Annotated in this window: 21 protein-coding genes; 12 read left to right on the top strand and 9 right to left on the bottom strand. The window is 36.5% G+C overall.

The annotated features are described in order from the left end of the window. The first annotated feature begins 3 nt into the window (after positions 1 to 3). The 3 genes from NQ163_RS02160 to NQ163_RS02150 all read left to right on the top strand — a co-directional run bounded on the left by NQ163_RS02160 (position 4) and on the right by NQ163_RS02150 (position 5481). Positions 4 to 2403: a 3-hydroxyacyl-CoA dehydrogenase/enoyl-CoA hydratase family protein gene (locus NQ163_RS02160; protein WP_268188667.1), complete on the top strand. Its 2400-nt coding sequence runs from the start codon at positions 4 to 6 to the stop codon at positions 2401 to 2403. 31 nt (positions 2404 to 2434) lie between these two features. Next, positions 2435 to 3610 carry an acetyl-CoA C-acyltransferase gene (locus NQ163_RS02155; protein ID WP_268188666.1) on the top strand — a complete coding sequence of 392 codons (1176 nt, stop codon included), beginning with the start codon at positions 2435 to 2437 and terminating at the stop codon, positions 3608 to 3610. Between the two features lie 86 nt (positions 3611 to 3696). Then, the gene (locus tag NQ163_RS02150) at positions 3697 to 5481 is read left to right on the top strand and encodes an acyl-CoA dehydrogenase family protein (RefSeq protein WP_268188665.1); all 1785 of its coding nucleotides are present in this window, start codon (positions 3697 to 3699) and stop codon (positions 5479 to 5481) included. A gap of 292 nt (positions 5482 to 5773) precedes the next feature. Here NQ163_RS02150 and NQ163_RS02145 read toward each other — a convergent pair whose 3' ends face one another. Continuing rightward, entirely contained in the window at positions 5774 to 6145 is a 372-nt protein-coding gene (locus NQ163_RS02145) for a hypothetical protein (RefSeq protein WP_268188664.1), read from the bottom strand. Positions 6146 to 6728: 583 nt separating this feature from the next. Here NQ163_RS02145 and NQ163_RS02140 point away from each other — a divergent pair. After that, positions 6729 to 7292, top strand: coding sequence for an RNA polymerase sigma factor (locus NQ163_RS02140; RefSeq protein ID WP_268188663.1), 564 nt, complete (start codon positions 6729 to 6731; stop codon positions 7290 to 7292). Positions 7293 to 7297: 5 nt separating this feature from the next. Continuing rightward, the gene (locus NQ163_RS02135; RefSeq protein ID WP_268188662.1) at positions 7298 to 7672 is read left to right on the top strand and encodes a hypothetical protein; all 375 of its coding nucleotides are present in this window, start codon (positions 7298 to 7300) and stop codon (positions 7670 to 7672) included. A gap of 81 nt (positions 7673 to 7753) precedes the next feature. Here NQ163_RS02135 and NQ163_RS02130 read toward each other — a convergent pair whose 3' ends face one another. Further along, entirely contained in the window at positions 7754 to 8101 is a 348-nt protein-coding gene (locus tag NQ163_RS02130; protein ID WP_268188661.1) for a hypothetical protein, read from the bottom strand. Positions 8102 to 8284: 183 nt separating this feature from the next. Continuing rightward, complete coding sequence (locus NQ163_RS02125; protein ID WP_268188660.1) at positions 8285 to 9220, bottom strand: glucosaminidase domain-containing protein; 936 nt, start codon at positions 9218 to 9220, stop codon at positions 8285 to 8287. A 258-nt stretch (positions 9221 to 9478) separates the two neighbouring features. Here NQ163_RS02125 and NQ163_RS02120 point away from each other — a divergent pair, with 258 nt between their 5' ends. Next, a complete protein-coding gene (locus tag NQ163_RS02120) occupies positions 9479 to 9964 on the top strand; it encodes a cytidine deaminase (RefSeq protein WP_268188659.1) in 486 nt (161 codons plus the stop codon). Positions 9965 to 10000: 36 nt separating this feature from the next. On the opposite strand, the gene NQ163_RS02115 is transcribed toward NQ163_RS02120, so the two are convergent. Then, positions 10001 to 10702 carry an RluA family pseudouridine synthase gene (locus tag NQ163_RS02115; RefSeq protein WP_268188658.1) on the bottom strand — a complete coding sequence of 234 codons (702 nt, stop codon included), beginning with the start codon at positions 10700 to 10702 and terminating at the stop codon, positions 10001 to 10003. Positions 10703 to 10852: 150 nt separating this feature from the next. Further along, a complete protein-coding gene (panB, locus tag NQ163_RS02110; RefSeq protein WP_268188657.1) occupies positions 10853 to 11671 on the bottom strand; it encodes a 3-methyl-2-oxobutanoate hydroxymethyltransferase in 819 nt (272 codons plus the stop codon). 426 nt (positions 11672 to 12097) lie between these two features. Here panB and dnaK point away from each other — a divergent pair, with 426 nt between their 5' ends. Further along, positions 12098 to 14014 (top strand): molecular chaperone DnaK, encoded by a 1917-nt coding sequence (dnaK, locus tag NQ163_RS02105; RefSeq protein WP_268188656.1) that lies wholly within the window; start codon positions 12098 to 12100, stop codon positions 14012 to 14014. A gap of 89 nt (positions 14015 to 14103) precedes the next feature. Here the strand turns inward: dnaK and NQ163_RS02100 are convergent, their stop codons facing one another. Next, the gene (locus NQ163_RS02100) at positions 14104 to 14853 is read right to left on the bottom strand and encodes a hypothetical protein (protein ID WP_268188655.1); all 750 of its coding nucleotides are present in this window, start codon (positions 14851 to 14853) and stop codon (positions 14104 to 14106) included. Positions 14854 to 15163: 310 nt separating this feature from the next. Here NQ163_RS02100 and NQ163_RS02095 point away from each other — a divergent pair, with 310 nt between their 5' ends. The 5 genes from NQ163_RS02095 (at position 15164) to NQ163_RS02075 (ending at position 20902) form a co-directional block, all read left to right on the top strand. Further along, positions 15164 to 15973, top strand: coding sequence for a toxin-antitoxin system YwqK family antitoxin (locus NQ163_RS02095; RefSeq protein ID WP_268188654.1), 810 nt, complete (start codon positions 15164 to 15166; stop codon positions 15971 to 15973). 17 nt (positions 15974 to 15990) lie between these two features. After that, positions 15991 to 17382: an exodeoxyribonuclease VII large subunit gene (xseA, locus tag NQ163_RS02090; RefSeq protein ID WP_268188653.1), complete on the top strand. Its 1392-nt coding sequence runs from the start codon at positions 15991 to 15993 to the stop codon at positions 17380 to 17382. Continuing rightward, positions 17383 to 17583 carry an exodeoxyribonuclease VII small subunit gene (xseB, locus tag NQ163_RS02085; RefSeq protein ID WP_120238735.1) on the top strand — a complete coding sequence of 67 codons (201 nt, stop codon included), beginning with the start codon at positions 17383 to 17385 and terminating at the stop codon, positions 17581 to 17583. After that, complete coding sequence (gene dacB / locus NQ163_RS02080; protein ID WP_268188652.1) at positions 17576 to 19000, top strand: D-alanyl-D-alanine carboxypeptidase/D-alanyl-D-alanine endopeptidase; 1425 nt, start codon at positions 17576 to 17578, stop codon at positions 18998 to 19000. The genes xseB and dacB overlap by 8 nt, the downstream gene beginning before the upstream one ends. Before the next feature lie 231 nt (positions 19001 to 19231). Further along, a complete protein-coding gene (locus NQ163_RS02075) occupies positions 19232 to 20902 on the top strand; it encodes a sensor histidine kinase (protein ID WP_268188651.1) in 1671 nt (556 codons plus the stop codon). A 51-nt stretch (positions 20903 to 20953) separates the two neighbouring features. On the opposite strand, the gene NQ163_RS02070 is transcribed toward NQ163_RS02075, so the two are convergent. The 3 genes from NQ163_RS02070 to pnuC form a co-directional block, all read right to left on the bottom strand. Further along, the gene (locus NQ163_RS02070; protein WP_268188650.1) at positions 20954 to 22222 is read right to left on the bottom strand and encodes a DcaP family trimeric outer membrane transporter; all 1269 of its coding nucleotides are present in this window, start codon (positions 22220 to 22222) and stop codon (positions 20954 to 20956) included. Between the two features lie 230 nt (positions 22223 to 22452). Further along, positions 22453 to 23076 (bottom strand): thiamine diphosphokinase, encoded by a 624-nt coding sequence (locus tag NQ163_RS02065; RefSeq protein WP_268188649.1) that lies wholly within the window; start codon positions 23074 to 23076, stop codon positions 22453 to 22455. A 49-nt stretch (positions 23077 to 23125) separates the two neighbouring features. Beyond that, positions 23126 to 23713: a nicotinamide riboside transporter PnuC gene (gene pnuC, locus NQ163_RS02060; protein ID WP_268188648.1), complete on the bottom strand. Its 588-nt coding sequence runs from the start codon at positions 23711 to 23713 to the stop codon at positions 23126 to 23128. Between the last annotated feature and the right edge of the window lie 194 nt (positions 23714 to 23907).

Genomic DNA, 23907 nt, shown 5'->3' with positions numbered 1-23907 from the left:
AATATGACTCGAAAAATTAGAAAAGTTGCAGTTTTGGGTGCAGGAGTCATGGGCGCTCAAATAGCATGTCATTTTGCCAATATAGGCATCGAGGTTTTATTATTGGATATGCCTGCAAAGGAACTTAACGAAAAAGAACAAAAAGCTGGTCTGTCTGCAGATCATCCCATAGTTCGAAACAGAATTGTAAACGATCTTTTTCTGAAAGCAACAAAACTAAAACCTGCACCTCTGTATTTAAAAGCTTATGCCAGCAGAATTACAACAGGTAATTTCGAAGATGATCTTCATAAAATCGCTGAATGCGACTGGATAATAGAAGCCATTATCGAAAATCTAAAAATCAAACAAGAACTCTATACCAAAATTGAAGAGCATCGGAAACCCGGTTCCCTGATTACGACCAATACATCAGGTATTCCTATTCAGATGTTGATTCAGGGAAGATCGGAAGATTTTGCAGCTCATTTTTGCGGCACTCATTTCTTCAATCCTCCCAGGTATTTGAAATTGTTAGAAATCATTCCTTCTCCAAAAACAAATCAGGAAGTATTGGATTTTTTGACTGATTTTGGAGAAAGATTTTTAGGCAAATCGGTAGTAAGTTGTAAGGATACTCCTGCATTTATTGCCAACCGAGTTGGGGTTTATTCTATGATGTCGGTTTTTCACCTGATTGATGAATTTGGATTTTCGGTTGAAGAAATTGATAAACTTACAGGACCAATCATTGGAAGACCCAAATCCGCTACCTTCCGTACTTGCGATGTAGTTGGTTTGGACACGCTGGTTTTTGTAGCACAAAACCTTCAGAAAGCACTGCAGGATGATGAAGCCAAAGATGTTTTCCAGATTCCAGAGTTCATAAAACACATGATGGGCAACCAATGGTTGGGATCAAAAACCGGACAAGGCTTTTATAAAAAAATAAAATCAGAAGGAAAGAGCGAGATTTTAAGCTTGAACCTGGAAAGTTTCGAATATCAAGAAAAGCAAAGGGTAAAATTTGGTGAGTTTGAAGCCGCAAAGGCTGTACCTCATCTTAATGATCGCTTTAAAGTTCTTTTAAAAGGAAACAGCAAAGTAAATCAATTCTATCAGAAGCTGTTCTTTGGCTTGTTTGCCTACGTTTCGAAGCGAATGCCTGAAATTACCGATGATCTGTACAAAATTGATGAAGCCATCTGTTCTGGTTTCGCCTGGGAAATGGGACCATTCGAGATTTGGGAAAGCTTAGGTGTGAAAAAAACTTTAGGCATGATGGAAGAAATGGGATTTAAGGCTGCCAATTGGGTGTACAATATGGTTCAGGAAGATCTTAGTTTCTATCGGTTAAAAGATGGCTTGAAACAGTACTATGATGTAAATTCGAATGCTTACCAAACCATTCCTGGAACTGAAAATCTGGTTCTACTGAATAATATTCGCTCTTCCAAAACCATTTGGAGTAACGAAGGAGCCAGTATCATTGATCTTGGTGATGGAATCATCAACCTTGAGTTCCACACCAAGATGAATACCATTGGCAGTGAAATTATACAGGGAATTAACAAAGCCATTGAGTTGGCGGAAAGCAATTATAAAGCTTTGGTAATCTCCAACGAAGGAGAAAACTTCTCGGCCGGGGCCAATATTGGATTGGTATTTATGCTGGCCATTGAGCAAGAGTTTGAAGAGTTAGACATGGTTGTACGCACTTTCCAAAACACAATGCTGAAGTTAAAGTATGCTTCGGTTCCGGTAATTGCCGCACCACATGGCATAACTCTGGGAGGAGGATGTGAACTGTGTATGCATACCGATAAGGTAATTGCTCACGCGGAAACCTATATGGGATTGGTTGAGCTAGGTGTTGGAGTAATTCCTGCTGGTGGAGGAACCAAAGAGTTTGCTTACCGATTGTCCAAAGAAATTGCTCAGGATGATATCCGAACCAACCGCTTCCGCGATAAATTCTTGAGTATTGGTCAAGCAAAGGTATCAATGTCGGCCTACGAAGCATTCGATCTGGGATATCTCCGAAAGGATGTGGATGAAGTAATCATTAGCAAAAAGCATCAGTTGACTTATGCAAAAAAAGCAGCTTTGCTAATGCTTGAGAAAGGCTACACTCCTCCTCTACCAACCAAAGATATTACTGTACTGGGAAGTGAAGGTTTGGCTTTGGTTTATTCGGGTGCAGATGGAATGGAAGTAGGAAATTTCATCTCGGAATACGACAAGCACTTGTCCATAGAGCTAGGGAAAGTGCTTAGTGGAGGCGAACTGAGTGAACCTGGCAAAGTGTCGGAAAAATACTTACTCGATTTGGAACGAATTGCTTTTGTTCGACTTTGCCAGCAGAAAAAAACGCTGGAACGCATGCAAAGCCTGCTGCAAAAAGGCAAGATTCTGAGAAACTGATAATTGATAACCGTTAACTGATAACTGAAATATGAACGCATATATAGTAGCCGCATATAGAACCGCTGTAGGCAAAGCAAAAAAGGGAAAGCTTCGCCTCATCAGGCCTGATGATATGGCCGCAAGAGTGGTACAACACATTATGGAGAAAACGCCAAGTCTAGATCCTTTACTAATTGAGGATGTAATTGTAGGAAATGCAACTCCCGAAGCTGAACAAGGATTGAATATCGGTAGAATGATCTCTTTAATGGGATTGGATAATATTCAGGTTCCTGGAATGACTGTGAACCGATACTGTTCTTCTGGCCTGGAAACAATTGCCATTGCTGCATCGAAAATTGAAGCTGGATTGGCAGACTGTATACTGGCCGGTGGTGTGGAAATGATGTCGCTTATGCCAATGGGTGGCTGGCGATTGGTTCCCAACCTGGGAATAGCCAAGTCGAATCCGGATTACTACTGGAACATGGGAATCACAGCTGAAGCCTTGCAAAAAAAGTATAAAATATCGAGAGAGGATCAGGATGAATTTGCATTTCACTCGCACCGTAAAGCTTTAGAAGCATTGGCAGCGAACCGTTTTGTAGATGAAATTGTTCCCATTACAGTATCGGAAACTTTTGTAAACAGCAAAGAGAAAGCTGAAACCAAAGAGCACATTGTTGCCACTGATGAAGGTCCAAGAGCTGATACCAGTATAGAAGGCTTGTCGAAATTAAGACCAGTTTTCGATCAACATGGTACGGTTACAGCTGGTAATTCTTCTCAAACATCCGATGGAGCAGCATTTGTTTTGGTGGTATCCGAAAAAATGTTGAAACAATTGAATGTGCAGCCAATTGCTCGCTTTGTTTCTTATGCTGTAGCTGGTGTTGAACCAAAACACATGGGCATTGGACCTGTTGAAGCCATTCCTAAAGTTTTAAAACGATCGGGAATGAACATGAACCAAATTGAGCAAATCGAATTGAACGAAGCATTCGCGGTTCAGGCCCTGTCTGTAATGAGAGAGTTAGACATGAATCCTGAAATCACCAATGTAAATGGTGGAGCCATTGCTTTGGGACACCCACTGGGTTGTACAGGAACAAAACTTTCGGTTCAACTCTTGCACGAAATGAAGAAAAGAAATCAAAAATATGGCATGGTTACCATGTGCGTAGGATCGGGGCAAGGTGCTGCCGGTATTTTTGAATTGCTATAGGAATCCTTCCTCTATAGAGGGAGGCAATTGAAGATCCCTCTTGGAAACTTACTGATGATAATTTTAACTACATAAACACTACATACATGGAAAAGATTAAAACAGTAAAAGGCGGACAGTTTCTGGTGAAAGAAACGATGCCACAAGATATTTTTATTCCGGAAGAGATATCGGAAGAACAAAAAATGATCATGGATACCTGCAGAGATTTCCAGGAGAAAGAAATATTTCCGATGCAGGACAGAATTGATGAACAGGAAGAAGGTTTAATGACCGATTTACTCGACAAAGCAGGTGAATTGGGTCTACTTGGCATTGCAATTCCCGAAGAGTATGGCGGATTTGGCCAGGATATGAATACATCCATGCTGAGCACCGAGGTAATGGGCACCTACAGCTCGTTTGCAGTAGCATATGCGGCTCATGTGGGAATTGGAACGCTTCCTATCCTCTACTACGGAACACAAGAGCAAAAAGAAAAGTATTTGCCAATGCTTGCCAGTGGCGAATACAAAGGAGCTTATTGTTTGACAGAACCAGGTGCAGGATCCGATGCCAATTCGGGAAAGAGTAAAGTAAAACTTTCGGAGGATGGTTCGAAATACATTTTGAACGGACAAAAAATGTGGATTACCAATGGTGGCTTTGCCGATATTTACACGGTTTTTGCCAAGATTGATGATGATAAGAACTTAAGTGCTTTCATTATAGAAAAAAGCTTTCCAGGAATCAGTTTAGGACAGGAAGAAAAGAAAATGGGTATCAAAGGCTCTTCAACCTGTATGATGTTCTTTGAAGATTGTGAAATTCCTGTTGAAAATCTTCTGGGAGAAAGAGGTGATGGTTTCAAGATTGCCTTGAATATCCTGAACAATGGAAGGATTAAATTGGCTGCTGCCGTTTTAGGAGCTGGAAAAAAGGTTATCTCCAATTCCATTAACTATGCCAATGAACGTATTCAATTTGGTACCGAGATTGCTAATTTTGGAGCGATTCAGTACAAAATCGCCGAGCAAGCTACTCGAACCTATGCTGTTGAATCGGCCATTTACCGTTGCAGTAACGATATTCAGAACACCAAGCATCATTTAATTGAAGAAGGAATGAGTAAGGAGCAAGCATCAGTACAGGCACAGAAGGAATTTGCTGCCGAAGCTGCCATTTTGAAAGTTGCGGCATCCGAAGTTTTGGATTATGTGGTGGACGAAGGTGTACAGATCTATGGTGGTATGGGATACTCAGCCGAAGCTCCTATGGAACGTGCTTATCGCGATGCTCGAATCAATCGTATTTTTGAGGGAACCAACGAAATCAACCGCATGTTGGTGGTAGATTACTTGTTGCGAAAAGCTTTCAAAAATGAATTGCCTTTATTATCAGCCTCACAAGCTGTGGCCAAAGAATTAATGTCTATTCCTGATTTTGGGGAAGAAGATACCAGCCTATTGGCTGCTGAAAGCAAATTGGTAGAGGGATTTAAAAAGTGTGCTTTACTGGTAGCAGGTGCAGCTGCTCAAAAGTTCATGCAAAAGCTTAGTAAGGAGCAGGAAATCCTAATGAATATCTCAGATATCATTACCGATTGTTATCAGGCAGAATCGTTATTGCTACGCGTTAAAAAGTTGTTAGAAACCAAAGGAGAAGAAGCCTGCCAGGAACAAATTGCCATGTGTAAGGTTTTCTTTTACGATGCCGCCGACCGCATTCACAAAAATGCCAAAGATGCTGCCAACAGCATATCATCGGGCGACGAATTGCGCATGATGCTTTTAGGCTTGAAACGCTTTACCAAACACCGCGGACTAAACAGCAAAGAAGAACGCCGAATGATAGCCAGGAAATTAATCGAGGAGAATAAATATTGTTTTTAGTTAAAGATTGGCTTAGTATGCGAAGCGCCTCCTGTTGTGGGAGGCGTTTTTTATTTACTAAATGCTACAAAGAAAATTTTCTTGGTAAAATAAGAATCTCCAACAGAAATGAAAGCTTATAGAAACTGTATGATTTGGTTATTGTGCGAATGTGAAAAGAGAATTACTCACCAGTGCTTAAATTAGCTTTGGATTTTCACAACTTTTCTACTTTTTCACTATTCAAGACTTTCAAAAAAAAAGGCTGCCCAAAATGAATTGAACAGCCTCGCTTTATTGGGGTGTATTTATTTTATTCTTTTGCCTTTTTGCTCATGATTACGTAGTACAATAAGAAACCAAGTGAAGTGAATACAAAGAAGATTCCATAAGGCATTGCACTGCGATACTCTGTAAACTGAGGATATTGAGTTCCCAACAACTCCAATACGATAAATCCAAGTCCACCAAAAAATGCTACCAATCCCCACTTTAATGCAGGATACTGATCGTACTGCACTTGTTTCTTCACCTCTATCTCCGAGTTTTGATCCAGAATCTCTGCTCGATCGAAATGACCGGTTTTAATAATTTTTCTCTTTAGAAAATGTGAAGACAATATTTTCACAAATGTGATGATTGAGAAAAACACCACTGCAGCCATTAATAATTCACCAATATTCATATTTCAAATTTTTAAGTTTTTCAATCTGTTTTGCCTAGTAGACCATGGTGGTTTTAAAAAGGTTGCAGCTTGGTGGATTTTTTTTCATTTTTTTCACCTCATCCCCTGGCCCCTTCTCCTTGAGGAGAAGAGGAATGCTGCAAGCAATACTCTTCTTCCTAAAGCGGTATTCGCTTTGGGACTCCGACTTGAATATGGATTCCCAATGTTCTTTGAAATCTAATAATGAGATTAAATGAATTGCTGGAAATAATTCGTAACCCGAACTTAGAGTCGGGATACGAAAGGACAAGTTTTCTTTGGGACTCCGACTTGAGTTCGGATTCCCAATATTTTATTAAAAAAACCTTAAGTGTGAGTTTGTTGCACTTCATAAACAATTCGTACCCCGAGCTAAAGCGGAGCACGAAAATGCATTTTGCTTGAAGAAGGGCTTGCATTAGGGATAGTAGCGGTTACCCCGCAAGGAGGAACGAGTGAGGAGTAGTAGCGAATAGCCCGACCCGAAGGGGAATGCCCTGATAAAAAATATTTAAATTTTCTGCAACCTATTTCTTACCTTGCTTGTCTACTGCAACAGAAGATGAAGGAAACAGAGCTGATAAATCAGATAAATAACGGGAATCCACAGGCCTTTCGGTTTTTGGTAAAGCAATATGAGCGCCTTGTATTTCACGTGGCGGCGCGTTTGCTTAACCAGCAGGAAGATTTGGAGGATATCTGCCAGGAGGTATTTATTAAGGTGCATCAGAAACTGCCTGAATTTAGAGGTGATTCGAAGCTTTCAACATGGATTGCAACCATTGCCTACAGGGTTACGATTAATCATTTGAAAAAAAGAAAACCCGATACTGATATTGATGACAATGAACGTGATTTTTTACATGCGGATATGATAACGGAGGAGCATCCGCAAAAAATTGCTGAAACCAAAGAGTTGAAATCCTATGTCAGAAAAATGATTGATGAATTGCCTGAGCAATACAAAACTGTTTTAAGTTTGTATCATCTGGAAGAGATGGGATACAAAGAGATTGTTGAAATTACAGGATTACCTGTTGGTACAGTAAAAAACTACATTTTTAGGGCAAGAAAAATGTTGAAAGAGTTGATAGAAAAAAGTGAATTGGTAAATATTAAATCCTAATTGATATGCATAGCTACAGAGGAAAACATACTGAGGACGAATTCCAAAATGTGGATCAATTGCTGAAAGAAATTTTAGAAGATGATTTCGAGCTAAATATTCCAATTGATTTTGCCGATAATGTGGTGGAAAAAGTGGAGAAGCGAAAATCGATTAAAGAGGCTTTATTGCGCCACCTGATGATGTCGTTAGGTTTATTGGTTATTATGGCTTTTACGGTTGCATTTTTGTTCTATTTTGAACTGAAAGAGGCAAACATTCTTCTTGATTTCGTAATTCAATTTAAATATCCGATTGCCTTTGTATTGTTTATTATTACCGCCATACAATTGGCCGATTCTTTGCTTTTAAGCAGAACCAAAGATCAGTTGGGTGAATGATTTTAAACTTACATAACATTAAATAATAGAGTAAAGGGATAAGCCACAATTGACTTATCCCTTTTTATATTGCATTAATTTTTATTTCTCTTTAGAATCATTTAGGTGAGCAGGTTTCTTTTCTTCTTTCTCCTTGGCGTATGGTGCATCTGTTCCTACAATTTTCATATTTCTATAATCATCAGGATTTAAATACACTCCGGTGCGTGTTACATTTTCGATATTTGAATAACTGTAGGTAAGCACTACCATTTCGTTATTTTCCAAATCGATAACGGTTTGCATTAAAGAACTTTCGGTTCCCGATTGAGAAATAAAAAGTGCATTTTTCGGAACATTTACATTGGCAGGTGGAGTAACAATGGTTTGTGTCATCTGGCAGGATGCCATTAGTACAACACCAAGACAATAAAAGATTGCTTTTTTCATGATTCAACTGTATTGATTATAGATTAGTTTAATATTGATTTCTTACAGTTGATGTTACCACCAAAATAATGCCAAAAATTATACTTATAAAATGAACCTATTCAAGTAAATATTCTGTAAAAAAAGAAGCTGTTCAATCCATTTGAAACAGCTTCTTTTACTCATATCTAATTTTGATATTTTCTATCTTTTCTTTTTGCGTAACCAAATACGCTCACCTGTCTTAACTTTGTAGTTTTTCTTCACACCATTGTACTTACAAAGTCTCTTCAATTTCACACCGTACTGCTGCGAAATACCATACAATGATTCTCCTTCTTTTACACGGTGGAAATTATAACCTCTGGCAGCTTTATTTCGCTTGCTATGCAAATATAATCTCTGATCAATCTGTAAAATGTAATTCTTAGGAAGATCGTTGTAACGCAACAACTTCTTGCGCTCTACACCCAAATTCTTTTCAATACTGTAGAAAGTATCACCTTTTTTGGTTACGATGTAATGAATACCATTGGCCACTTCCAATCGGGCTCCAAACGGATCAATACTTAAATCACCATCTATGTCTGCCAATTCAGTGTCATCAGGTTTCGTTACAACGAAATCTTTACCAGCACCCTTTCTGTCAAGCTTATAAAGATGTTCAGCTTCAATAATACTAATCAACTTGTGGGCATATTTTGGATCGGTAGCATAACCTGCTTTTTTTAATCCATGTGCCCAGCGCTTGTAATCATCCGATCGATACTTGAATAAAAAAGCATATCGCGAACGTGTCGTCAGGAATTTTGAATGATCCTTATACGACTCATATGGGTTTGTATATTTTCTAAAGCACTCATTTTTTTTGTCATCATCGAATTTCATACTCGGACCAACCCAATCGTGACATTTGATTCCGAAATGGTTATTGGCCCTGCGCGCCAAAAGAGAATTACCATTTTGTGACTCTAATACTCCCTGGGCCATTGTGATACTGGCTGGAATACCAGTGCGTTCCATTTCTCGAATCGCTAAATCTTTATATTTTTGAATGTATTCTTTTCTGGTATAATTTTTTGCAAACACACCTGAGCATGTGGCAATTACAAGTAGTGTGTATAGGATAATTTTCTTCATAAAAATCTAAAGTAAAAGCGATAATAAATGAGAAATCAAAATTTATGTATATCTTCGTTCCGATTTCAAAAACAACCATAAAAATATAACAATCCTGTTATCCATTGATATTTCTGTATCAATTTTTATTCACAAGGTATTCCGTTGATAAGCTAACGATAATGTTTTAGTAAATATTATCGAAACTATTGTATATTTATGAGTACGAGTAGTTAGTATATAACCAATTACTTAATACTGCTTACTAATGGCTATAAAATGAAGAAAACACAAATTATAACAACGGTTTACGAATACGATTCGATAGACGAACTTTCAAAAGAAGATCAAGCATTGGTTAATCAGGCCAAAGATGCAGCTCATCGCTCTTATGCCCCATATTCTAAATTTAATGTTGGAGCAGCTTTATTGTTAGAGAATGGTGAGATGGTACAAGGTAATAATCAGGAAAACTCTGCTTATCCATCGGGTTTATGTGCAGAACGTGTAGCGGTTTTTTATGCCAATGCCAAATATCCAGATGTTCCTGTTAAAGCCATTGCCATTACTTCAAGAACAAATGGCAGCTTCCTGGAAACTCCGGTTCCTCCTTGTGGCTCTTGCCGACAAGTTCTACTGGAAACTGAAGATAGATACAATCAGCCAATTAGAGTAATTCTTTGTGGCGAAAACAAAATTAGAATTGTGGAAAGCATTAAGCAATTATTGCCGCTTTTCTTTGATAAAGAAATGCTAAACGACTAAAAAAACGGAAGCCAATGGCTTCCGTTTTTTTATTATTTAATCTGCTAATTTTTCAAGTTCTCTCCACAAATTATCATCTTGTGGAACTGGTGCTTTAATCCTGATAGGCTCTTGTTTTACCGGGTGGATAAAACCAATTTCCCTGGCATGAAGGCCAATTCCTCCTCCATTTTTAGAACGAGGGGCACCATATTTTAAATCGCCACGAATTGGCATACCAACTTTTGAAAGCTGAGCTCTAATTTGGTGATGGCGACCAGTATGAAGCTTTACCTCCAATAAGAAATACTTCTGAGAGCGAGTCAACAATTTGTAATCAAGTATTGCCTCTTTCGCACCTTTCTTCTCCTTATCGAATACATTGGTGCGATTTTTTTCCTGATTTCTTAACAAGTAATGCTTTAAAGTTTCCTCTTCCACTCTTGGACAATTTTGAACTACTGCCCAGTAAATCTTATCGATCTGATCAGCCTTCTGCTGAAACATTTTATTTAAACGCGTCAAAGCTTTGCTGGTTTTAGCAAAAATAACAACCCCACTAACAGGTCTGTCAATTCTATGAGGTACACCAAGGTAAACATCACCTGGTTTGTCGTATTTTCTTTTGATGTATTTCTTTACCTTCTCGCTCAAAGGTTCATCTCCAGTCTGATCTCCTTGCACAATATCACCACATCGCTTGTTAATTGCAATAATGTGATTGTCCTCATATAATACTTCTAGTCTTTCTCTTGCCACCTTAATTCAATTATAAATTATAAATGATGAATTATTAATGAAACAGACCTTTAATTATTCCAATCCAGTTTATTTTAAATAAGTTGAAATTTAATTCAAAGTACACATTCACTAATTAACACATTCACTCTCCCGTTAGTTATCGGGACACTAATATTGCTCTCTTTCATTAGGGAAATCTTTCGATTTCACATCTCCAATATAGGTTTCAACTGCCCCTTTAATTTCAGCAAACAAGTTATGATATCTTCTTAAGAAACGTGGAGAAAACTCTTGAGTAATTCCCAACATGTCATGAATCACCAACACCTGTCCGTCTACACCATTACCGGCTCCAATACCAATAATAGGAATCGTTACACTTTCGGCCACTTTTTTTGCCAATGTTGCAGGCACTTTCTCTAAAACAATTGCAAAACATCCTGCTTCTTCCAATAGTTTGGCATCTTCAAGCAATTTTTTTGCTTCTTCTTCCTCTTTGGCTCGAACCGCATAGGTACCAAACTTATGAATTGATTGTGGAGTTAATCCCAAATGCCCCATTACAGGAATACCAGCTGATAGTATTCGGTTAACTGATTCCAATACCTCGCTACCACCTTCCAATTTCACAGCATCAGCACTTGCTTCTTTCATAATGCGAATAGAAGAATTCAGCGCTTCTTTAGAATTTCCCTGATAAGTACCAAAAGGCAAATCAACTACAACCAAAGCTCTTTGTACAGCACGAACAACCGACGCACCATGATAAATCATCTGATCTAAAGTAATAGGCAGTGTGGTTTCATGTCCTGCCATAACATTAGATGCCGAATCGCCAACCAATATTACATCTATACCTGCCCTATCAACAATAGTAGCCATTGAATAGTCGTAAGAAGTTAGCATGGAGATTTTTTCTCCCTTCAATTTCATTTCTGAGAGTACATGTGTTGTCACTCTCTTTACCGATTCTTTATGAATTGACATGATCTTAATTTTTTGGACAATAGATAAGTAAGGTGCAATTATCCTAACTCTGTTTTAGCTTCATACCATCAATATTTTTTCAATGATACAAGACTGCAAAGTTATAAAAAAGCTTAAAGTATCAAGCTAAATGGAAAAAGTTAATGAAGAGTTGCTTTAATGAGATATTAAGTGAGTTCGTAAATGAATAAAAAGTTGAACGAATATTCCTGTAATAATTCATCATTTATAATTAATCATTACAGATTCTGTCTTTCTGTCAGTAAAACTGTCATGATTTTAGCAGATAATTTTACAATCTGTGTCAGTTTTACATTCGAAACTACAATTTTTGGAATGGCACAGGCTTTGATTATTCCCTGTCGGATTTAAAAATGATCCGTAAGTGTATTAGAAAAAAATAAGAACATTAAATAAATACTTAAAATGGGTAAAATTATTGGAATCGACTTAGGAACTACCAACTCTTGTGTATCCGTAATGGAAGGTAACGAGCCTGTAGTAATTCCTAACAGTGAAGGAAAAAGAACAACTCCATCTATTGTAGCTTTTGTTGAAGGTGGTGAAAGAAAAGTAGGTGATCCTGCAAAACGTCAGGCTATCACAAACCCATCTAAAACAATTTTCTCTATCAAGAGATTTATGGGTGAAACTTACGACAAAGTAGGTAAAGAAATTGGACGTGTTCCATATAAAGTACTAAAAGGTGACAACAACACTCCACGTGTTGAAATCGACGATAGAAAATATTCTCCACAAGAAATTTCGGCAATGACTCTTCAGAAAATGAAGAAAACTGCTGAAGATTATCTTGGACAAGAAGTAACTGAAGCTGTAATTACAGTTCCTGCTTACTTTAACGATGCACAGCGTCAAGCAACTAAAGAAGCTGGTGAAATTGCCGGTTTAACTGTTAAGCGTATCATCAATGAGCCAACCGCTGCTTCTTTGGCATATGGTCTTGACAAGAAAGATCAGGATATGAAAATTGCAGTATTCGACCTTGGTGGTGGTACTTTCGATATTTCAGTTCTTGAATTAGGTGATGGTGTATTCGAGGTAAAATCAACTAATGGTGATACTCACCTTGGTGGTGATGATTTCGACCAGGTAATTATCGACTGGTTGGCTGATGAATTCAACAAAGAAGAAGGTATTGACTTGCGTCAGGATCCTATGGCTCTTCAGCGTTTGAAAGAAGCTGCTGAGAAAGCTAAAGTTGAATTGTCTAGCTCAACTAGCACTGAAATCAACTTGCCATACATTATGCCAGTTAACGGTATTCCAAAGCACTTGGTTAAAAGTCTTTCTCGTGCACAATTCGAGCAATTGGCTGACAGCCTGATTCAGGCAGTAATTGAGCCATGTAGAGCTGCATTGAACGATGCTGGTGTATCATCAGCAGAAATTGACGAAGTAATCTTGGTAGGTGGTTCTACTCGTATCCCTGCTATTCAAAATAAAGTACAGGAATTCTTCGGTAAAGCTCCATCAAAAGGTGTAAATCCTGATGAAGTAGTAGCTGTAGGAGCTGCAATTCAAGGTGGTGTATTAACTGGTGAAGTAAAAGACGTTCTTCTTTTGGATGTTACTCCTCTTTCATTAGGTATTGAAACCATGGGTGGTGTAATGACTAAATTGATTGAAGCGAACACTACAATCCCAACCAAGAAGACTGAAACTTTTACAACTGCAGCTGACAACCAGCCTTCTGTAGAAATTCACATTCTTCAAGGTGAGAGACCAATGGCTCAAGGAAACAAAACAATTGGTCGTTTCCACCTGGATAGCATTCCACCAGCACCTCGTGGTATTCCACAAATCGAAGTAACTTTCGATATTGATGCAAATGGTATCTTGAATGTATCTGCTAAAGATAAAGGAACTGGTAAAGAACAAAACATCAGAATTGAAGCTTCTTCAGGATTATCTGATGCTGAAATCGAAAGAATGCGTGAAGAGGCTAAGGCTAACGCAGAAGCTGATAATAAAGCAAAAGAAAAAATCGATACTTTGAATAAAGCTGACGGTATGATTTTCCAGACTGAAAAGCAGTTGAAAGAAATCGGTGATAAATTGCCAGCTGATAAGAAACAGCCAATAGAAGATGCATTAAACAAATTGAAAGAAGCACACAAAGCTCAGGATGTTGATGCTTGTAACGCTGCTATCGATGAGTTGAACAATGTATTCCAAGCTGCATCTCAAGAGATGTACAACGCACAACAACAGCAAGGTGGTCAACCAGGTCCTGACGCTGGTGCACAAGCTGGAGGTCAAGCTGGAGGCCAAGCAAAATCAGACGATGAAGTAACTGATGTTGACTTTGAAGAAGTAAAATAATTTAACTTCAGATATATAAAAAATGGCGATCGAAATTTCGATCGCCATTTTTTATGCTTGGTATTTTAACGTGAGTCCAAAACTAACAATTAAACTAAACCTCTATCTGGTACTGAGTGCATCCAGAAAGTCTTTACTTTCATTTTAATGTAGTTTAGTTCATACTCAACACACTTCATTGGATCATCCTTTCGATATAGGCTTTGTCCGATCTCCATTACATCCTGCATGGTTGCCCAAAGGTGATTTAAACAACGAAAAACTTCCTCCTTTAACAGTCCGCGAGAATTAAGCAAACGATTGAGTTCAATACGATCTAATTTTAATACCTGATAGATTGATCGAATTCCATCGATTATGGATTGAGCCACGTCTCCGTTTTGAGTTGGCACATTTGCTTCAAGTTGTTGCAAAAGATTTGGCACAATCGATAAGATTGAGCTCAAATTCTTTTTCTCAATAATTTCTACAATATAATCGAACTGTTTTATTCTTGATATCGGGAAGTAATCCTGTGCCTCTAAAATTAAAGTATTCAAACTTTCTATTTTTCTAAATACGCCTATCCTGATATTCTGAATTTTCACCCCTTCAGGCCCACAACATACGATATCTTTTGCTTTTCTGATTTGCTCAGCAAAGCGCGCTTTAAACACATCATCAAATACAGGATAAACTCTTTGAAAGTCCTCAATATCTCTAGAGAAACTGTCGGAGATGAATTTTGCCGCAATTGGCATTTCATCGAAATTAAAAGGAAAATCCATTGTCTCCATACCACCAATTTTGTTAGTTATGCTTTTGTTATTATTTCCACCTTTTTTGATTCCATTATACATTTGAGTTTTGTGAAATCAAATCCAAAAAACGCATTCTCTCACTTCAAATCAATTGTCTCATCACCACATTCAACAATACATAATTAGAGAAAAATACATTCAATTCGATTCATAAAATACAAAATATCAATGCTATCCAAAAAATATTAGAAATGATGTACAACATATTTCTATTATTAATGATTCGAACCTATTGGTTTTTATGGGAAAAGCTCAAGATTTTTTTATGGCTGTTATAGTTTTATTAGTTTTGTGTTAGCTTGATAATACGATAATAATAAAATTACCAAGAAGATAAAAACTGAACAAAATGATAAAAAACTTATTCATTCTACTCTTATTAATAGCTCCAATATTTTCACCTGCTCAAGAAATCAATAAAACAGATAAAAATGGCTTAAAGCAAGGTGTTTGGATTAAGAAATATCCTAATGGTAAAATTAAATACAAAGGCAGTTTTCTTGATAACAGACCAAGTGGACGAATGGAACGCTTTCATACCAATGGCAAGCTAAAAGCTGTATTAATTTTTTCTAAAGATGGAATTAAAGCTAAATCAGAACTTTACAATGAATCGGCTCAGCTAGTTGCTAAAGGGAATTTCATAAAATCACAAAAAGATAGCACCTGGAACTATTTCGATAAAAAAGGAAATGTTCGTGCAGTTGAAACATTTCAAAATGGCATTAAAAATGGCCCAAGTGAATACCGTTTTAAAAATGGCAAAGTTTCAGAATCTATTCCTTTTACCAAGGGCAAAAAACATGGCATTTGGAAACGCTTTTTTGAAGATGGTAAACCTTATATCGAAGCGGTATATAAAGAAGGTAAATTAAATGGTGGTTTTCAGGCTTTTTACCCTAATGGTATTATTCAGTTTGGAGGAGATTATCTCAACAATAAAAAAACTGGTAGTTGGGATCATTATTCTGAAAAAGGAGATTTGCTTTTTACCATTGAATACAAAAATGGTGTGGCTTTGAATCAAGATGAGCTTGATAATGAACAAATGAAAAAACTCGAGCAAATGGAAACTCAAAAGGAGAAACTAATCAAAAGTGATCCTGAAAATTACGTAAATGATCCTGATTCATTCATACGCTCTCAAATGAGACAATAAACTTTACGAAGGAAACTATGGCAAACAAAGGAATAAGTTTATTTCAATTAAACAATCGGATTAAAGGAGTTTTAAAAAACTCTTTTGATTCTGATTTGTGGATTGTAGCTGAAATTAGCGAAGTCCGCTACAATCAGAATGGCCATTGTTATTTGGAGTTGGTCGAAAAGGATGATGATACAGATCAAATTATTGCCAAAGCCAGAGCAACCATTTGGGCCTATACCTTTAGGATGTTAAAACCTTATTTTGAAACCAGCACGGGTCAAAGATTTTCTGCAGGAATTAAGGTATTAATCAATGTCAGCATAGAATTCCAGGAAATTTATGGATTTTCCTTAAATATTAAAGATATCGATCCTAGTTATACGCTGGGAGATATTGCAAAACGAAGAAAAGAGATTCTGAACAGGCTAGAAGAAGAAGGAGTTTTGGAAATGAATAAAGAAATTGATTTCCCGGAAATTCCCAAGAGTATTGCTCTTATCTCATCTCCCACGGCAGCGGGTTACGAGGATTTCACAAATCAATTGGAAAACAACCCTTCCGGCTACAAATTCCATTACAAATTGTTTCCGGCTATTATGCAAGGGAATCAGGCTGAAGAATCAATTATTGCGGCACTCGATCGAATTAATGAGTATGAAGACGTATTTGATGTTGTTGTCATTATTCGAGGAGGTGGTTCAACTGCCGATTTGAATTGTTTCGATAATTACTGGCTGGCTTTTAACATTGCCCAGTTTCCACTTCCTGTAATTTCTGGAATTGGGCATGAAAGAGATGAAACTATTGTTGATATTGTAGCCAATGTGCGTGTTAAAACACCAACTGCAGCCGCCGAATACCTGATTGACTGTTTTGATGAAAAACAATCTTATCATGAAAGCTTACAGGAAGAATTTTACAACGGAATAAACGAAATCCTGCTTGAGGCTTCTGAGAATTTGCATAATCTGTCGAACAAGTTTTCGCCCTTGGTTAAAACCATATTGGAACGAAAATCCAATCAGCTTTTACTTGCAAATGAAAAGTTAATTCATTCGGCAAAACAAATAACAAAGTCGCACTCATTTAACTTGAAAAACTTTAAAACCAAATTAAAATTAGGTCTCGAACATCGACTAAGTACTGAAAAGAGTCATACTGAACACCTGCATAGTAAAATTGGTATACGAGTTGGTCGACTGCTAGAAAATCAAAAGCATAAATTATCATTACACGAGCAAAGTGTAAAATATCTGAATCCTGAAAATATCCTACAAAAAGGATATACACTAACTTTAAAGGATGGGAAAATAGTGAAAGACATTTCATCATTATCTAAAAACGATGTAATTGAAACCAGGTTTAAAGACGGTCTGGTTGAGAGTGAAATTCAAAAAGTAAATCCTAAAAAATACAAATAAATGGCTAAGAAAAAGATTAGTTACAGCGAAGCAATTGCAGAAATTGAAGAAACAATCATGCTGATTGAAAATGAAGAATTAGACGTTGATGATTTATCCGAAAAGGTGAAACGAGTTTCAGAATTACTGGTGATTTGTAAAGCAAAATTAAATAATACTGAAAAAGAAGTTGAAAAAATTTTAAAAGAGATTGATGAATAAAATTTTACTCCTTTTCGCATTCGTAGTTTGGGGATTTTCGTGTACTTCTCAAAAAACTACAGATAATAAAATTCAACAATTTGTAAATGAATTTACTGCTGATTCCTGCTTTTATTCGGCTGGGATTGGCATTATTATCAAAGATGTTGAAAAGGGTAAAATATTGGCTCATCACAACTCGAAAATGGCTTTAACACCAGCTTCGAGTCAAAAGTTAGTTACCACGGCCAGCGCATTGGAAATATTAGGTGGAGATTATCAATTTAAAACGCTTATCGAAACTGATGGGAATATTGAAAATGGAACCTTAAAAGGGAATCTGATTATTAAAGGAGGTGGTGATCCTACATTAGAATCGAAGTATTTTGAGTCTCAGCAAAACATTGCCAGGCAAATTGTATTCAAACTAAAAGAATTAAATATCAATGTCATTGATGGTAATATTTTGGTAGACAATTCTTATTTTAAACCTTCCATTCCAAGAACCTGGATATGGGAAGATATTGGCAATTATTATGGAGCTGTTCCCAATGCCATCAACTACCGTGATAACATGTACACCTTGTTTTTTAAATCCGGGCAAGCTGGCAGTAAAACTAAAATATGGAAAACGCTTCCTCATAATACGGGATTAAAATTCGACAATCAGGTTGTAAGCTCTGAAATCAATCGTGATTTGGCATATATTTTTGGTGGTAACACAAGTAATTTGAGAAGAATAGAAGGTAGCATCCCTCAGAATCGAAATGAATTTAAAGTGAAAGGAGCTTTTCTTCATCCAGAATTGGCCATACTTGAAGATTTTAAAGCAGAATTACAGAATAACAACATTAAAGTTCTGCATGAAAATGGCAAGTCAAAAAACAACCGTAAGGACTTATTCAAAATTCTATCTCCCAAACTGAAAGATATCGTGTACTGGACCAATCAGAAAAGTGTAAATCTTTTTGCTGATCAGTTGCTATTTGAAATCGGACAAAAACAAAACGAAAAAGCAGATTGGAAAACTGGAACAAAAACCATAAATGAGTTTTGGAGAGAAAAAGGTATTGAAACCAAATATCAAAATTTACTTGATGGCAGTGGCTTATCGCATTTCAATGCAATTTCTGCTGAGTTTTTCAGCCAAATCCTAACTTCCATGTATCATAGCAATAATTACAATGCTTTCCTGTCTTCACTTCCTGTTGCCGGTAAATCAGGTACTTTAAAACATTTTGGAAAAAGCAGTGTTATTGCATCCAATTGGAAGGCAAAAACCGGATCGATGACAGGAGTAAGAACTTATTGTGGCTATTTAAAAAACTCTAAAGACAAAGATTACATTGTATGTATATTAATTAACAATCACCAATGCTCATCAAAGGATCTCAATAATAAATTGCTAAACCTTTTAATTCATATTTATAATTATTAAATTGAATTGGTTAACGATACAAATCAATTCAATTTTCTTATGAGAATTAGTATTAAGTCAATAGTACTTCTGCTGTTTATAATATGCAGTTTGAGTGCCTATTCATCCGCACACAAACACATATTAATTTTAAATTCATACCATAATGGTCTCAGTTGGACTGATTCCACTTTAAACAGCATTAAAAGAGAGCTTCTTCCAAATCCAAATACAACTCTCCACATCGAGTATATGGATTCAAAAAGATATTTTTCTGAAGAGTACCTGGAACTTTTAAAAGGGTATTACCTGCGCAAGTATAAGAACCAAAAATTTGATTTAATTATTTCTACCGATAACAATGCTTACGACTTTTTAATTAAAAATCGTGATGAAATTTTTGGTGAGGTTCCGGTAATTTTCTCAGGTTTAAACTCTATTATTGATCCTCCCAAAGGATACACCGGAGTGTTTGAAACATTTAGTGTATGCGCAACAATTAAACTAATCGAAGATCATCATCCAAACTATTCTAAAATTGTTGTTGTAACCGATCATAGTACCACTGGCGAAACAGTATTATCCTCTTTTAAGGATGAAATAAAAAAAATGAGTGAACCAGTAAGGCACTTAATTATTAAGCCTAAAAACATTCAAGAATTAAAAATTCAGCTATCGAAGTTAGAGCCTAATGATGTTGTTCTTTACTTATTATACAACCGGGATATTGATGGCAATTATTACACTTACGAAAAGGGGTTTTCTGAATGTAAACCATACTGCAAAGTTCCAATTTACTGTGTTTGGGATTTCTATCTTAATCGTGGGGCCATAGGTGGATCCTTAATTACAGGAAGAATACAAGGCAAACAAGCCGCCCAAATCGCTAAAAAAGTGCTATCAGGTACACCTATTGATGATATTCCTCCAATGCAATCGGTATATGAGTATGAGTTTGACTACAATGAATTGGTAAATTTTGATATCAAGATTAAGGATTTGCCTAAAAATTCCAAACTAATTAATGAACCGTACAGTCTGATTAAGGAAAACAAGGAAATATTTATACTTACTTTAACAATACTGATTCTTTTGACCATTATTATCATCGTAATGATGATTAATATTCACCTTAGAAAATTAAGAGAACAGAAAGAAAAAGCACTTATGCACGAAATCACTGCAACCAATGTAAAACTCGAAAAAGCGATAGAGGTTGCAGAAGAATCAAGCCGATTAAAATCTGCTTTCCTAGCCAATATGTCACATGAAATCCGCACTCCAATGAATGCCATATTGGGATTTACAGAACTTCTGTCAGGTGATAATGTGGCAGAAACAAAAAGGAAAAAGTTCATTTCTATCATTCAAAAAAATACCAATGGATTATTACGATTGATTAGTGATATTCTTGATATCTCTAAAATTGAAACCAATCAATTAAAGGTTGTATTGGACAGATGTAATATTTCCAAGTTGTTCGATTCGGTTAAAGATGATTACGAAACACTTAAAGAACATAAGGAAAATCATAAGCTCAACTTTATTATAAATACTCCAGTTGATGATTCTATTTTAGAAATAACAACTGATTCTGTTCGATTGCAGCAGGTATTTACCAACCTTATCGAGAATTCGATCAAATTCACCCAGAATGGAGAAATTGAAATTGGCTATACAGTGAAAGGAAAGTTTATTGAATTCTTTGTAAGGGATACTGGAATTGGTATTCCAGAGGAAAAACAAGCCATTATTTTCGACAGATTCCGTCAGGCCGAATTGGATGCCAACACAAGACAATATGGAGGTACAGGATTAGGTTTGGCAATTAGTAAAAGCTTAATTGAAATGCTAGGAGGTCAAATTTGGATGAAATCGAAACCACAGGAAGGAACCATATTTTACTTCACTATCCCACTATAAACAAGAAAAGACGTAGCATGCTACGTCTTTTTTATAAAATAAATATAGTTTCTAGAAGAAATAATATACTCCTAATGAATATCTGGTACCACCTACCCATTTGGCATCTCTAACTTTTGCTTTTTCAGCAAGTTTACCATAAGCAGCTGCGGTATATTCGGCTTCAAATTCGAACTTTAAGTTCTTGTATTTTTTACAAACACGTGGAGCCAAACGGTACAATTCGCCAATATTTTTACTTCTTGCATAAACAAGATCTGTAGAAGCAATATCGTCTTCTGCACCATAGTTTTTAGAATATCCGGCAAGGAAAGCATATTCCCAATCGTTCTTCTTGTAAGAAAGCTCAGCCCATGATCCCATCACTTTAATGCCAGTGTATGATGCCTCATTGGTTACAGGATTCAAATCCTTAACAGCATATCCGCCCAACATCAAAACATCGGTAAGGTTGGTACCATAAGTGGTTTGAGCCTTAAAAGTAACCGGATTGAAATTCAATTTGAAATATCCCATTATTGCCCATGATGAAATGGTCTCATCATTCTTCCATTCCTGATAATCTCCAGTTTCTTTAGAACCAGTTGTACTCATCAATGATGGTTTAAGATTCTTGTATTCACCACTTACTCCAAACAGGTGTTTTTTCTTCCCTAAGTAATAATGCGCCTGTCCCTGAACAATTGGCATTCCGGCATTTCTTAAATATTTGTTACTTGATCCATCAGGACCAGTACTTGTATAATCTCGTTCTGTTGCAATTGCTGCCAATAATTTCCAGTTTCCTGTTTTATGAGTTAATCTCACCTGCGGATTACGAGCAAATGGCTTGAATGGCAAACCTGCATTGGCACCTACTGTAAATGGAAATACTTCGGCAACAAACAATGGAGACCAGGTCTGCCCGATTAAAAGAGAAGTATTGCCCCAATCCAAATTTACAAATGCATGACGCACACGTAAACCATTGGTATCCGATTCACCATTTCCAATAAACTCAGCTTCAATCATTCCGTTGGTTTTGGCACCCAAAATTTCAGGACCCGTAATCTTGGCATTCATTCTCGATTGAATTACCGCCATATTATACACTCCACCTTCATTAATATCTTTGCCTGCAGCATCCAATATCTCATTTTTAGGATACAGAAGAATATGACCCTCGCGTGCTGCAACCATCTGACGGGTATCATAAGTGAATAAAGTGTGTACATATCCACCAAATTTTACCGAAATTGGCAATTCTTTTTTTTGTGCGTTAAGACCTGAAATGCTTATAAATGAAACAAAAAGCAATAACAGAGTTTTTAATTTTTTCATCGATTTTAGTTAGGTTTTTATTCGGCTGCAAATATAAACAGGATTTTTTCATGGCAAGCAAAAAACTTGAATCGGAAAGAATTAAATATTGATCAATTCAGGAAAAACACCAAGCTATTCCTAATAAGCTGAGTTCGATTAAAAATATCTAACACAGAAAACCAGATTTATTCAGGATTTGCGTTGAAAAGCTGTTTTACTAATTTAACAAAGAGAAGCTTATTTAGCCATTACTTCTCATATTCCTGAAATACAATCAATGGTCCTCCTTCAAATTCAATTCTGAAACTATCGCCCATCGATTCATTTAGTGTACCTTGCCACATCATTTCCAATGGCTGATTGGTTAATGAATAACGCAAATTAGCTGTTGTTATTAGCGTATCACTGTTTGGAGAGAAAATGGATACTTGCTGTCTTGTATAACTTTCGAAATTCTTTGGACGAACTATTGGTGTAAACACACCATAACTGGTTAGCATTTTAACTTTTATCTTTTTTGCATATTGCGGCAAAAGAAATACATTCCCAATCATGTGATCATCGCGCTTACCCGTTGCTCCAACAATAGCTATTTCGTTAAATTTATTGGCAATGCACCATTCAACCGATTTGGTTAAATCATTGGTATCCTGATTGGAAAAGTGGTGAATAATATCCTTATACTTCCATTTCAATTCTGAATCTAAGGAATCCAAATCACCAATAATGGCGAAAGGTTCTAATCCTGCCTTTTCCAAATTGTTAATTGCACCGTCGCAACAAATGATATGTTTTGATTCTTTTAGCTCCTTTAAAGGGATTTCGTGAGTTGGAAAGGCTCCGTTAGCCAATATTACCGCTTTCTTTTGCATGCTCGATCAGTGATGATAAAATTTGAGCCAGTAAATTTAATGAATTAGCTTAAATAGCCTGAGAACGAAGCATGTCTTTTTTCCATTGTAAATATCCAACAACAGCCATTGTGGTATAGAAAAAGAAAAGCACTGCGGTAAAATTCAAATCTTTATAAATGTACAAGCCTAATGATACCGAATTTACAACAATCCAAACCAGCCATTGCTCCAGGATCTTACGAGCCAACATCCAGGTAGCTACAATGCTCAATGCTGTAGTAAATGCATCCCAATAAGGAACCGAACCATCGGTAAAGTTGACTAGAATGAAAGCTATTAACACATATATTGCAATACTAGCCACTATTAGTTTTAAAGATAAACTCATGTTCAAGTGAACGACAGGCAATTCTTTTTCTTGTTGCCTCTTCCCTCTCGACCATAAAATCCATCCATAAATACTGATAAAAACGTAATAGAACTGAAGCGACATATCAGCATATAACTTGGCAACAAAAAACACATAGATATACATTGCCGAAGTAAGCAAACCAACTGGCCACAACCATTTGTTTTGTTTGATTTCCAAATACAAAAACAACAGTCCCGACAAGGTTCCTATGATTTCAACAATATTGTCAGTTATCCAGTTCATATATTAATTATTAACCTGAGTTCGATTATAAATATGGTCACAGTTTGAATTGATTTTGAGTAGAAATTTCCTCAAATTTTCGAATGAATATCGGGATATTTAAAGAGAATTTGAGGGAATTTATGCCAAAAGCAAACAAATTCTTTAAAAAGTCATCTATTTTTAATCGAACTCAGGCTGTTAGATAGAGACGC

Source organism: Marinifilum sp. D737 (assembly GCF_026672275.1).
Taxonomy (GTDB): Bacteria; Bacteroidota; Bacteroidia; order Bacteroidales; family Marinifilaceae; genus Marinifilum.
Note: the sequence above shows the minus strand (reverse complement) of the source record. Positions and strands in the feature narration are given on the sequence as shown.